The sequence below is a fragment of the Clostridium grantii DSM 8605 genome, from assembly GCF_900129965.1.
Taxonomy (GTDB): domain Bacteria; phylum Bacillota; class Clostridia; order Clostridiales; family Clostridiaceae; genus Clostridium_AF; species Clostridium_AF grantii.
On the sequence record NZ_FQXM01000007.1, the window covers coordinates 195,700 to 207,871 of the forward strand.

Below are 12,172 nucleotides of genomic sequence, written 5' to 3' on the forward strand. Positions count from 1 at the left end.
TTTATAATTTAATTGAAGAGGTGTAATTATGAAAATTACAGATATTAAAATTGGAAAAATCAAGATACCTATGAATAAATCATTTAAAACAATTATCACAACTGTTAGCGAGATTTCAGAAATTGTTATAAAAGTAATAACAGATACTGATGAAATAGGTATTGGAAGTGCTACGCCTACACCTGAGATTACTGGCGATACAGAAGAATCTATTATTGCAGCAATAAAGGTTATAACACCTAAGCTTATTGGACAAGATATAGATAATATGGAAGAAATTATGAGTATAATTGATAAAGGGATTATAGATAATTCTAGTGCAAAAGCAGCTATAGATATGGGTATATACGATTTGTTTGGTAAAAAATACAATATACCTTTACACAAGTATTTTGGCGGAAATAAAGCTAGCGTAATAACTGGGATAACTATAAGTGTAGGAACCATTGAAGAAATGGTTAAGGAATCTTTAGAGGCAGTAAGGAATGGCTTTCAATATTTAAAAATTAAAGTTGGAGACAATCCAATAGTAGACTTAAATAGGGTAAAAGCTATTAGGCAAGCTGTTAGAAAAGATACTAAGCTTATAGTAGATGCCAATCAAGGTTGGACACCTAAAGAAGCAGTTAAAATTATTAATAAATTTGAGGATCTAGAGTTAAATATTGAATTAATAGAACAGCCAGTAAAATCATGGGATATAGATGGATTAAAATTTGTTACAGATAGAGTACTTATACCTATATTAGCAGACGAATCAGTGCATAATATAAATGATGCTTTGAATATAATTGAGAAAAGAGCGGCAAACTGTATTAATGTAAAATTAATGAAATGTGGAGGGTTCCACAATGCTATTAAAATTTTAAACTTGGCAGAAATGGCTGGTATAGAATGTATGATGGGATGTATGGTTGAAAGTAAAATAGGGGTAACAGCTGCTGCAAATTTTGCTTTAGCTAAAAAGAATATTACAAAAACAGACTTGGATATGCTTTTATCTTATGAAAATGATCCTATTGAAGGCGGAGTTACTTTTAATGGAGAAGAAATATATGCAAATGACTCGCCAGGATTAGGAATAATAGAAGTTCATGGATGGAAAGAAATATAGATAAAGAAAGAATCAGGAGTTGAAATGAATGTTTAATGAAAGTGATTTACAAGCAACAATTAAAGAAGAACTTCAAAAAGAAATGGAAAAAACTATAGAATTAGAAAGAGAAGAGGAATTCTTAGAAAGTACTATAGGAATTATTAAGCGTGAATTGTTGTACTTTTTAGAAAAAAGAAAAGCAATAACCGAAACTATAAAAGAAGAAAGAAAAATTGCTTTAGAAGATTATAAAGATGATGAAGATAAACTTATTGAATTTTTTGATCATGAAAGATATGTAAATGAAGAAAGTTTTAGAATCATAGATAGAAAATTAAAAGAACTTACTATACTTCAAGACTCTCCTTATTTCGGAAAAGTAAATTTTAAAGAAAAAGATTTTAATGATGAAGAAGACATTTATGTTGGAAGATTTGGAATGACTACAGAAGCTTCCTATGAACCTTTGGTAGTGGATTGGAGAGCACCTATCGCATCTTTGTTTTATGCAGGTAAGCTAGGTGAGGCAAAATATAAAGCCCCTATGGGAGAATTTATTGTTGATATAATAAAGAAAAGACAGTTTATTATAAAAAATGAAGTATTAGAAGGAATGTTTGATTCTTCTGTTGAAGTAAAAGATGATATATTACAAATGATGTTATCCAAGAATTCGGGGGATAAATTAAAAGATATAATTATGTCTATTCAAGCAGAACAGGATGAAATCATTAGACAGGATAGAAATAAGGCAGTAATAGTAGATGGTGTTGCAGGAAGCGGAAAAACTACTATTGCATTGCATAGAGTGGCATATTTACTTTATAATCATAGGGATACATTGCAAGATAAAGTTATGATTTTGGGTCCAAATACTATTTTCATGGAGTATATATCTAGTATATTGCCTAGCTTAGGAGAAATAGGAGTAAATCAAAAAACTTTCTTAGATTTTGCTTTAGAAGTTATTGAACTTGATTATGAAAAAATCATGTCAGTAAAAGATTATATGGAGAAAATTATTAATAAAGATGAAGAATTTATTCAGATAATGAGAAAAAAGACATCTGATAATTACATCAAGGAACTGGATAAGTTAATTGAAAACTTTGAAAAAGATTATTACAAGTTGCAGGATGTAGTACTTGATAATAAAGTTATTGTAGAAAAAAATACAGTAAAAGAACTTTTTGAATATTATGCCAATATGCCTTTGTTTAGAAAAATAAAAAAGATAAAAAGAATTTTAATTTCTAAAATATTAGATGAAAGAGATAATAAAATAAGGGCTATAGAAAAATGGTATAAAGAATCCTTGGATAAATTAACAGAAGAAGAGAAAAATGTTCAAGAGAATAATTTGATATTCAAAAGAAGAGATCTTATTAGAATTGTAATTAAAAGCGTTATAGAAGCAAAAGAAAGCTTGAATTGGCTTAGTGATATAGAATGTATAGATATTTACAATGAATTTAATAATAATGAAAAACTAAATATTGATGATTTAGCACCAATTTTGTATTTAAAAATTAAATTAGAAGGTTTAGAATTAGAAAAAGAAATAAAACATGTAGTTATTGATGAAGCACAAGATTATAGTTTCTTGCAATTTGTAGTAATAAAAGAATTAACAAAAGCAGTAGGATATACTATAGTAGGAGATACAAATCAGCTGTTGCTGCCTATTGATGAAACAATAGCTATGACTAGGTTAAGCGGATTATTAGAAAATACTTCTTCGTATAAATTAAAGAAAAGCTATAGATCCACAAAAGAAATAATGGAATATGCAAATAAATATTTAGATAATACAAATATTATTCCATTAGTAAGAAATGGTGAAATGGTTAAAGAAATTAATTTAAAGAAGGAAGAAATTAATAGTAATTTAATTGAAATAGTTAATTCTTATAAAGCAAAAGGATTAGAAAGTATAGCTATTATTACTAATAGTTTGGAAAAAGCAAAAATTATTAGTGATTTTATGAAAGAAGAAATGTCTATAAGTTTTGTAAATAGCGAAGATTCTATTTATAAAAAAGGTGTGGTTATATTACCTTCTTATTTTGCAAAAGGATTAGAATTTGATGGAGCTATTATTATAGATGACTTTGAAGAACAGGCTATAGAAGATAGAAAAATTAAGTATGTAATGGCAACAAGAGCATTACACGATTTGACGGTTGTTAAAAATAATTAAAAACAAAAAAGAGTTGACAGTGAAAACTGTCAACTTTACTTTTTTAAGTAAATATTTTTTTGGCTTCTCTTAGCCTTTGAAAGGCAGTAAAAACAATTGCTGCTGAAAAAACTAAAGTAATAAAAATTAAATATTTATTAAAAAGTATCATTAATGTAAAAAATATAAAACCTTCAGTTCTTTCTGCAAAGCCCGCTTGATAATAAAATGATTTCACACCAGTGTTAATAGAAAGCGCTCCTACTGTTAAGAAAACTGTAATTGAAAAAACTATGCTGGCTATTAATAAAATCAAATAGAAATTTGACTGAGGAAATTTCAAGGCTAAAGATATAATGATTGAAATTTCTACTAGCCTATCAAAAGTTACATCCAAAACTGTACCCCAAGGACTTTTTTTGTTTTGTAATCTTGCCATGGTACCATCAACGGCATCCAAGTATCCAGAAGTCCATAGAATAATTAATGATAAAATGGTGTAATCAAAATATAAAAAAATACTTGAAATTAAACCTAAGATGAAGGCAGTTTTTGTGATTATATTTGGTGAATAACCAAAATTATTAAAAAAGATTGCAGTTTTTGTTATTAAAGGTTGAACAAATTTTCGTCCATGAGTATCTAACATTTAAGTAGCCTCTATTCTTTTTCTTTTAGTATAAATTCATTTTACCATAAAAGGGCATAATAAAGCACAGGAATTATTGTAAAACAATAGTTGGTTTTTATTTGATAAAAATTCATGGTATAATTATCTATATTTAATTTTTTTCAAAGAAGGGAAGAAAAACAATGAATGATAAATATTTAGAAAAATATGCGCGTTTATTAGTTAAAACAGGGATAAATATCCAAAAAAATGGAATTCTTGTAATTAATACACCTATAGAATGTGCAGAGTTTGCAAGAATAGTTGCTAAAATAGCTTATTTAGAAGGTGCTAGAGATGTAGTAATGAATTGGAGAGATGAGCTTTTTACAAAAATTAAATACACTCATGCACCAGAAGAAATTTTTGACGAATTTCCAGAATGGCAAAAAGAATTTTATGTTTCTTATGCTCTTAAAGGAGCATCATTCTTATCCATTTCAGCTTCAGACCCAGAACTCATGAAGGATGTTAATCCAGATAGAATGGTAAGAGCAGCCAAAGCAAGTAGCGCTGCAATAAAAGAATATAGAGATAGATTAATGAGCAACAAAAATGTTTGGTGTGTAGCATCTATACCAACAGTAGCTTGGGCAAGAAAAGTATTTCCAAATATGAGTGATGATGAAGCAGTAGAAAAATTATGGGATAGTATTTTTAAATCCGTAAGAGTGGATATGGAAGATCCAGTATTGGCATGGGATACTCATAAGAAGAATTTAAAAGAAAGATTAAACTTTTTAAATAATAATAGCTTCAAATATTTGAAGTACAAAAATTCTATAGGAACAGATGTTAAAATTGAATTACCGGAAGAACATTTATGGATGGGTGGTTCAGATTATACTCCAGATGGAGTAGAGTTTATTGCTAATATGCCGACAGAAGAAGTGTTTACATTACCTAAAAGAGATGGTGTAAATGGAGTTGTGGTAAGCGCAAAACCATTAAACTTTAATGGAAACTTAATAGAAGATTTTTCTATTACTTTTAAAGATGGAAAAATAGTAGACTTTAAAGCAGAAAAAGGTCATGATGTATTAAAAAGTATTATAGATACAGATGAAGGGTCTCATTATTTAGGGGAAGTTGCCTTAGTTCCTTATGATTCACCAATATCAAATTCTGACATACTTTTTTATAATACTTTATTTGATGAAAATGCATCATGTCACTTAGCTATTGGTAAAGCTTATCCAATAAACATAAAAAATGGTGAGAATTTAAGTAAAGAGGAACTAACAGCTAAAAAAGTAAATGATTCTATAGTTCATGAAGATTTTATGATAGGAACAAAAGATTTGGAGATAATAGGTATAAAAGAAAATGGGGAAGAAATTACTGTATTTAAAGAAGGAAATTTTGCCTTTTAATATTTTTTAAACTGTGATTATGTTTACAGAATATAACCGGGCGGGCATGGAAACCCGCCCCTACAATGTACTTTAGATTTTTACTTATAGTCTATATCCACAGTAATTAATGTTTCATATTGTGGATGAATTTTTTTGACTTCTTTAGCAATATTATTAGACAATAGTTCTATATTTGATCTTTTATTATTGGCTTTAGTTACTATGTCAAAAATTAAGGTTTTAACATCCCCATCTCCAACAACCCTAAAATCATGAAATGAAATGACTTCGGGAAAAAGTGATAAAATACTAGAAAGTTCTTTTTTGGCCTTTGATAACTTTTCACAATTCTGATTTAAAGGATCAATGTGAATTACGAGAAAGAGGTTTAATTCTTTAGATATTTCTCTTTCAATTTTATCAATAACTTCATGAACATCCACAATATCACTATCAGCAGGAACTTCTGCATGAATAGATGCCATTATTCTGCCAGGGCCATAATTATGAACAATTAAATCATGTACTCCTACTACATAATTATAGTTTAATACTCTACTTTCTATTTTTCCAATAAGTTCAGAATCAGGGGCCTCTCCTAATAAAGGGCCAATAGTTTCTTTAACAAGGGAAAAACCAGAATATAAAATAAATAAAGATACAAATACACCTATATACCCATCTATAGGAAAATCAATCCAGTTACTTAATAGTAAAGCTAAAGCAACAGAAGAAGATGAAATTACATCAGTTAAAGCATCTAATGATGATGCTTGTAAAGCAGAAGAATTAATAGCCTTACCTACATATTTATTGAAAGAGCTTAACCATATCTTCACTATTATAGATAAAAGTATTAAAACAAAAGGTATTAATTTAAAAGATATACCAGTAGGATGTAGAATTTTATCAAAGGAAGATTTTGTAAATTCAACACCTACGTACATAACCATAAAGCTTACAATTAACCCTGAAATATATTCGATTCTGCCATGACCAAATGGATGCTCTTTATCTGCAGGTTTTGAAGCTAGTTTAAAACCTACAATAGTTATTATAGATGAAATGGTATCTGATAAATTATTAAAAGCGTCAGCTGTTACTGCAATACTATTAACAGTCATGCCAACTAATAATTTCACACAAAATAAAATGAAATTAGTTATGATACCAACTATTCCACCAAGATAACCGTAAGATTCTCTGACTTTATTATCCTCGGTATTAGGATAGTCTTTAACAAACCTAGTAATTAAAAATTTTGATAACAAAATATACCTCCTGATTATTTATATAATATTTATTTGATTAAATAATTTTTAAGATGTACTAAAAAATCTTGCACGTTAGTCACCATAGTAGTTACTTCTAATGTTCCCCTATCTCTCAGTTTATTTACAGCAAATTCAGCTACATCAATACTATAAATATAAACTGGACGAACAGTATCATTGGTTACAGTATAGGAGGGAGTCATATTTCCTGCGGCTATACTATGCAGAGTTGTTGCTAAGCATATTAATGTAGTAGCTTTTCTTGTATGTTTTCTCATTTCATCCTGAGCTTCATAAACATTTGCAAAAACTGGAGGAAGAGGACCATCATCTCTAATGGAGCCAGCTAAAACTAAAGGAATATTATTATCAACACAAGATTTAACAACGCTTTCCTTTATGTTGTAATCTTTAATTAAATTTTCAATAGAACCAGAATTTCTTGCTTTATTTAACAAATCTAAATGATTATAATGACCCATATATTTAGATTCCTGAGTGTAAATATCTTGGCCAAGGGCTGTACCTAATAAGCCTGCTTCTAAATCATGTGTAGCCATGGCATTTCCAGCTAAGATAGCATCAACATACCCATTTTCTATTAAGGAGGATAAAGCTTTTCTTGAATCATAATCAAAAATAACAGCAGGACCTAAAACCCAAACTACATATCCATTATCTTTTTCATATTTTAATAAATCATACAATTTATCATAATCTTTTGAATAAGCAGTTTCTCTAGAGCGACCACTTCTAAAAGCAAAAACATCAGCACCGGCATTGGTTGTTAGAAAACCAGTTGTATGAAGATAAATGCCCTCAGAGCCATCTTCTGTTCTTCCTACTACAACTTTATCACCTATTTTTAAATTTCTAAATTCAACAACAGAAATTATACCTTCAGTTTTGTATACAGGAACACAATCCATTCTACTTTCACTAGCTAGTATCCAATTATTATTGATTTTAAAGTATTCAGGATAAATTGACATGGCATGATAATTTTCAGGCGCAACTCCATCTTTAATTACCTCTAAGTATTTTGCATTTGGAAAAGAAATAAATGGGTCAACTGAAAAATTTGGGTGAGTATATTTAGGAATTTCAAAATTCATATTAAAACCTCCACAAAGTATATTTTCTATTAAAGTATATTTTATAATTACTTTAATAAATAAGCTACAATTATTTTAAATTTAATAAAATTTCTATTAACTCAAGTGGAGTATCTATTAAATATTTAGGTGATAAAGATTTTAAATAAATTTTGTCTCTAAAACCCCATGTACAGGCAACACTTAGAATATTAGCGTTTTGGCAGGCTTTTATATCAACTTCGGAGTCACCTACTAAAATACATTCATTTGTATTTATTTTTAAAGTTTTTACTATACGTTCAATTGCTTCTTTATTAGGTTTCAAGAACATATTATTCACTTCACCAAACACTCCTTGAAATCCACAAGCAGTAAATAGTTTATCCACAATTTCTTTTGCAAAAGTTTCTTTTTTGTTAGTTAATATACTATATGTAAAACCTTTTTCTTTTAATTCTCTTAAGAGATTAAAAATATCGTCATAAACAAACAAATCTTCTTGCCAGAACTTTTCATAATTTGAAATCATAAGCTTATGTGCTTTGTCAAGGGTAAAATATGTATCATAATTATGGGGTAAGGATCTTTCTACCAGTTTTTTCATACCATTACCTATATAAGATTTATAAGTTGTTTGGGTATGTTGCGGTAAATTATATTTTTCTAATACTTTATTCATAGAATAAGCTAGTCCACCTATTGAATTTATTAAAGTTCCGTCTAAATCGAAAATAATATGTTTAATCAAAAGTATACCTCCTAAATATTACTGTTTATAAATAGAATAAATTATTTAATTTTATTATAACATAATAAAAGTGTGTACTTTTATGTATTGCAAATAATAAAAATAATGATAAAATAAAAATTGAATATATTTAATAAAAATTGTTAATCATAATTATTGATGTACAATTTAGACAGGAGGTTTAATCATGGCTTATATTATTAAAGACGAATGTATCAAATGTGGAGCTTGTGAACCAGAATGCCCAGTTAATTGCATAACTGAAGGAGACGAAAACTATGTTATCGATCCTAATGAATGCATAGATTGTGGAGCTTGTGCAGCAGTTTGTCCAGTTGATGCACCAGTACCAAACTAAAAAAATTGCAGGTTAACCTGCAATTTTTTTAGTTTTTATTATTTTATATATAGGGATCCCAATGTGAAACTTAAATTTATAATATAACAAAGAAATTTTTATATAAGGGTGATGTAATGAAATTAAAAGGAAAAGTAGCATTGATAACAGGTGGTAGCAGGGGGATTGGTGCTGAAATAGCTAAAGAATTTTCTAAAGAAGGAGCATTTGTAGTTATTAATTATATAAGCAATGATAGAGCAGCAGAAGAAACTATTGAAGAAATAAAAGCAGTTGGCGGGTATGTTATTGGAATAAAAGCAGATGCAAGTGATTTTAACGAAGCAAAGAATTTAGTGGATAGCACCATAGATAAATTTGGAAAGTTAGATATTCTTGTTAACAATGCAGGCATTTCAAAGGTAGGTTTATTTATAGATATGAAAGAAAAGCATTGGGATGAAATGCTAAATATTAATCTTAAAAGTGTTTTTAATCTTTCAAATCATGTAACTAAGCACATGTTAGCTAATAATGGGGGGGCAATAATAAATATTTCTTCAATGTGGGGTGGAGTTGGTGCATCTTGTGAAGTGATTTATTCCGCATCCAAAGGAGGAATAGATGCTTTTACAAAAGCATTAGGTAAAGAACTGGCTCCTAACAACATAAGAGTAAATGCAATAGCACCAGGGGTTATAGAAACAGATATGAATAAATGGATGAATGAGAATGAGATTGATGATTTATCTAATGAAATTCCAATGATGAGATTTGGAAAACCAAAAGAAGTGGCAAAATTAGCGGTTTTTTTAGCTAGTGAGGATTCTTCTTATATAACAGCCCAAGTTATAAATGTTGATGGTGGAATGGTGTAATTTAGTGAACAGGTTTTAAAAGCTGTGAACTTCTTTTAAAACCTATCCACTGACTAAATGTATTCTTTCAATCTTTTAGCTCTTCCTGGATGTCTTAATTTTCTTAAAGCTTTACTTTCTATTTGCCTGATTCGTTCTCTTGTTAGATTAAAAATATTACCTATTTCTTCTAGGGTTCTTGGATTATCATCGTCTAAGCCATATCGAAGTCTTAGTATTTTTTCTTCTCTTGGAGTTAATGTTTGTAATATAAGAGTTATTTCTTTTTTTAAAGATTTTTTTAGCACCTCATCTTCAACATTAGAAGTATCGCTAAATAGTTCGGTTTCTTCGTATATACTATTATTTTCTGAAACAAAATCTAATAATTGACTATCATTTTCTACGGAGGCATCATTCACTAATTTATTTAAGGAAACTATATTTTTATAATAGCTTGAATAATATTTTATTAAATGATACTCGTTAATGCTTATCCCAACCTTACTACAAATATCCTCCTCTGTATAAACTAATTTAATGGAATTTTCTTTTTCAAGTTTATTTATTTTATTCATTTTTTCAATCATATGCATTGGAAATCTTATTATAGAGCCTTTGTTATAAATAGACCTATCAATAACCTCTAAAATCCAGTAAAAAACGTAGGTGGAAAATTTTGTTCCAAAACTAGCATCATACTTTTCAATGCCATAAATAAGACCAATAATTCCTTCTTGAACTAAATCTTCATAGGACATATTAGAAAAATTCATCCTTTTATTAGCTAAAGTTTTTATCAAAGGAATATTTCTTAGGATTAACTGCTCTCTTGCAACTAAGTCTTCTTCAGTTTTATAAAGTTGTAGCAAATCTTCATTACTTAAATTATCATAACAAATTAGATTTATTTTCATAAACATCACCTATGATATGTTTATTCTCTTAAATTATAATAATTGACTAAATAATCAAAATAATTAAAATTTCAGTTTTGTATAATATTTATTAAGTGATATAATATACTTCAATAGAGAGTATTTGAAATATTTTAAATTTTTATAAAGGAGGATTTTATATGAGTAAAACAATGAGAAATATATTAATTTCAGTTGGGGTATTAGTGATATTAGTTTTTATTATAGTGGGAAGTGTTGGAGGTAAGTATAATTCTTTTGTATCATTAGAACAATCAGTAAATAAGGCAGAGTCAGATATAGATACTCAGTTACAAAGAAGAAGTGACTTAATACCTAATTTAGTTGCAACAGTTCAAGGATATGCAACTCAAGAAAAAGAAATATTTACTGAAATTGCGGATGCAAGAGCAAAATTAGGTGGGGCTAGTACTATTGAGGATAAAGCCAATGCGGATAGTGAACTTTCTTCTGCTTTATCAAGATTGTTAGTAGTGGTAGAGAATTATCCAGACTTAAAGTCTAACGAAAACTTTAAAGATTTAACTGTAGCCTTAGAAGGTACAGAAAATAGAATAAATATTGCAAGACAAGATTATAATACTGTGGTTGAAACTTACAACACAACAGTTAGAAAATTTCCGAATTCCATTTTTGCCGGTATGTTTGGCTTTCAACAAAAGGATTATTATAAAGCTTCAGAAGGTGCAAAAGAAGTGCCAAAAGTGGACTTTACTAAATAATAAACTGTGATAAGGGGATAAATAATGAAAAAATTTAAAAGTAGATTATTGTCCATTATATTAACTATATTAGTACTATGTATATTTTCATTAGTGAAAGAAAATGCTAGTGCAGCAACAAGTTATCCAAAAGCTACTCAATACAAATACATTAATGATTATACCAATACAATTAGTGAAGATACAAAAAACTATATATTATCAGTTGGAAAAGAATTAGAAGATAAAACAGGTGCTCAAGAAACCATTGTTATTATCTCAAGTTTAGAAGGTCAAGATATTGAAAGTTATGCCAATGAACTTTTTAGAGAATGGGGAATTGGGGAAAAAGATAAGAATAATGGATTTTTGATTTTAGTAGCTTTAAATGATAATAAATGGAGAGTTGAAGTGGGAAAAGGATTAGAAGGAGCAGTTCCTGATATTCTTACTAATAGAGTAATGGAAGATGTGGCTGTTCCTGCTTTTAGAAACAGTGATTTTGATACGGGGCTAAAAGAAGCTTATTCCGTTTTTGCAGATTATATATCAGCAGAGTATGACGTTGAGCTTGATAAAAATATGCAAATTAATTATGATCCTAATTATCAATCTAATTATCAAGAAGATAATGATGATGGACTTCCGTCCATATTTGTGATAATAATTGTAATACTTGTTATTATATTTACACCAAAAAAACCAAGAGGAAGATTCCCAGGTGGTCGTGGTGGATATGGAGGTTTCGGAGGTTTTGGTTCTGGAGGCGGCGGATCTTCAGGAGGTGGAGGTTTTGGGGGTTTCGGCGGAGGAAGCTCTGGTGGCGGCGGATCTTCTGGAGGCTGGTAGATTTTATTCTTTTGTAATTTTAAGTTCATAATTAAGTTAAAAGACGAAGTAACTATTTGTAGGGGCGGGTT

Annotated in this window: 12 protein-coding genes; 7 read left to right on the plus strand and 5 right to left on the minus strand. The window is 28.8% G+C overall.

Going from position 1 to position 12,172, the window contains the following annotated elements; all coding sequences use genetic code 11:
* The first annotated feature begins 28 nt into the window (after window positions 1–28).
* A complete protein-coding gene (locus tag BUB83_RS08365; protein ID WP_073337999.1) occupies window positions 29–1,114 on the plus strand; it encodes a dipeptide epimerase in 1,086 nt (361 codons plus the stop codon).
* A gap of 28 nt (window positions 1,115–1,142) precedes the next feature.
* The gene (locus BUB83_RS08370; protein WP_073338000.1) at window positions 1,143–3,296 is read left to right on the plus strand and encodes a HelD family protein; all 2,154 of its coding nucleotides are present in this window, start codon (window positions 1,143–1,145) and stop codon (window positions 3,294–3,296) included.
* Between the two features lie 43 nt (window positions 3,297–3,339).
* On the opposite strand, the gene BUB83_RS08375 is transcribed toward BUB83_RS08370, so the two are convergent.
* Window positions 3,340–3,924 carry a CDP-alcohol phosphatidyltransferase family protein gene (locus tag BUB83_RS08375; protein WP_073338001.1) on the minus strand — a complete coding sequence of 195 codons (585 nt, stop codon included), beginning with the start codon at window positions 3,922–3,924 and terminating at the stop codon, window positions 3,340–3,342.
* Between the two features lie 164 nt (window positions 3,925–4,088).
* On the opposite strand from BUB83_RS08375, the gene BUB83_RS08380 reads away from it, so the two are divergent.
* On the plus strand, window positions 4,089–5,318 hold the full coding sequence (locus BUB83_RS08380) for an aminopeptidase (RefSeq protein WP_073338002.1): 1,230 nt from the start codon (window positions 4,089–4,091) through the stop codon (window positions 5,316–5,318).
* 80 nt (window positions 5,319–5,398) lie between these two features.
* Here BUB83_RS08380 and BUB83_RS08385 read toward each other — a convergent pair whose 3' ends face one another.
* The 3 genes from BUB83_RS08385 to BUB83_RS08395 all read right to left on the minus strand — a co-directional run bounded on the left by BUB83_RS08385 (window position 5,399) and on the right by BUB83_RS08395 (window position 8,419).
* Window positions 5,399–6,571 (minus strand): cation diffusion facilitator family transporter, encoded by a 1,173-nt coding sequence (locus tag BUB83_RS08385; RefSeq protein ID WP_073338003.1) that lies wholly within the window; start codon window positions 6,569–6,571, stop codon window positions 5,399–5,401.
* A gap of 29 nt (window positions 6,572–6,600) precedes the next feature.
* A complete protein-coding gene (locus tag BUB83_RS08390) occupies window positions 6,601–7,689 on the minus strand; it encodes a putative NPN-dependent ornithine cyclodeaminase (protein WP_073338004.1) in 1,089 nt (362 codons plus the stop codon).
* Between the two features lie 70 nt (window positions 7,690–7,759).
* Complete coding sequence (locus BUB83_RS08395; protein WP_073338005.1) at window positions 7,760–8,419, minus strand: HAD family hydrolase; 660 nt, start codon at window positions 8,417–8,419, stop codon at window positions 7,760–7,762.
* Between the two features lie 187 nt (window positions 8,420–8,606).
* On the opposite strand from BUB83_RS08395, the gene BUB83_RS08400 reads away from it, so the two are divergent.
* Together BUB83_RS08400 and ymfI are read left to right on the plus strand one after the other, a co-directional pair.
* The gene (locus BUB83_RS08400) at window positions 8,607–8,777 is read left to right on the plus strand and encodes a DUF362 domain-containing protein (protein WP_073338006.1); all 171 of its coding nucleotides are present in this window, start codon (window positions 8,607–8,609) and stop codon (window positions 8,775–8,777) included.
* Between the two features lie 116 nt (window positions 8,778–8,893).
* Entirely contained in the window at window positions 8,894–9,634 is a 741-nt protein-coding gene (gene ymfI, locus BUB83_RS08405; protein ID WP_073338007.1) for an elongation factor P 5-aminopentanone reductase, read from the plus strand.
* Window positions 9,635–9,687: 53 nt separating this feature from the next.
* On the opposite strand, the gene BUB83_RS08410 is transcribed toward ymfI, so the two are convergent.
* Window positions 9,688–10,530: a sigma-70 family RNA polymerase sigma factor gene (locus BUB83_RS08410; RefSeq protein ID WP_159434062.1), complete on the minus strand. Its 843-nt coding sequence runs from the start codon at window positions 10,528–10,530 to the stop codon at window positions 9,688–9,690.
* Between the two features lie 161 nt (window positions 10,531–10,691).
* Here BUB83_RS08410 and BUB83_RS08415 point away from each other — a divergent pair, with 161 nt between their 5' ends.
* The gene (locus BUB83_RS08415; protein WP_073338009.1) at window positions 10,692–11,273 is read left to right on the plus strand and encodes a LemA family protein; all 582 of its coding nucleotides are present in this window, start codon (window positions 10,692–10,694) and stop codon (window positions 11,271–11,273) included.
* A 24-nt stretch (window positions 11,274–11,297) separates the two neighbouring features.
* A complete protein-coding gene (locus BUB83_RS08420; protein WP_073338010.1) occupies window positions 11,298–12,101 on the plus strand; it encodes a TPM domain-containing protein in 804 nt (267 codons plus the stop codon).
* Window positions 12,102–12,172: the final 71 nt, after the last annotated feature.

Bases quoted from the DNA above. Each gene is read 5' to 3' on its own strand.
- BUB83_RS08400 (WP_073338006.1), top strand. From the start codon at position 8,607: ATGGCTTATATTATTAAAGACGAATGTATCAAATGTGGAGCTTGTGAA.
- BUB83_RS08365 (WP_073337999.1), top strand. From the start codon at position 29: ATGAAAATTACAGATATTAAAATTGGAAAAATCAAGATACCTATGAAT.
- ymfI (WP_073338007.1), top strand. From the start codon at position 8,894: ATGAAATTAAAAGGAAAAGTAGCATTGATAACAGGTGGTAGCAGGGGG.
- BUB83_RS08380 (WP_073338002.1), top strand. From the start codon at position 4,089: ATGAATGATAAATATTTAGAAAAATATGCGCGTTTATTAGTTAAAACA.
- BUB83_RS08415 (WP_073338009.1), top strand. From the start codon at position 10,692: ATGAGTAAAACAATGAGAAATATATTAATTTCAGTTGGGGTATTAGTG.
- BUB83_RS08410 (WP_159434062.1), bottom strand. From the start codon at position 10,530: ATGAAAATAAATCTAATTTGTTATGATAATTTAAGTAATGAAGATTTG.
- BUB83_RS08375 (WP_073338001.1), bottom strand. From the start codon at position 3,924: ATGTTAGATACTCATGGACGAAAATTTGTTCAACCTTTAATAACAAAA.
- BUB83_RS08370 (WP_073338000.1), top strand. From the start codon at position 1,143: ATGTTTAATGAAAGTGATTTACAAGCAACAATTAAAGAAGAACTTCAA.
- BUB83_RS08420 (WP_073338010.1), top strand. From the start codon at position 11,298: ATGAAAAAATTTAAAAGTAGATTATTGTCCATTATATTAACTATATTA.
- BUB83_RS08390 (WP_073338004.1), bottom strand. From the start codon at position 7,689: ATGAATTTTGAAATTCCTAAATATACTCACCCAAATTTTTCAGTTGAC.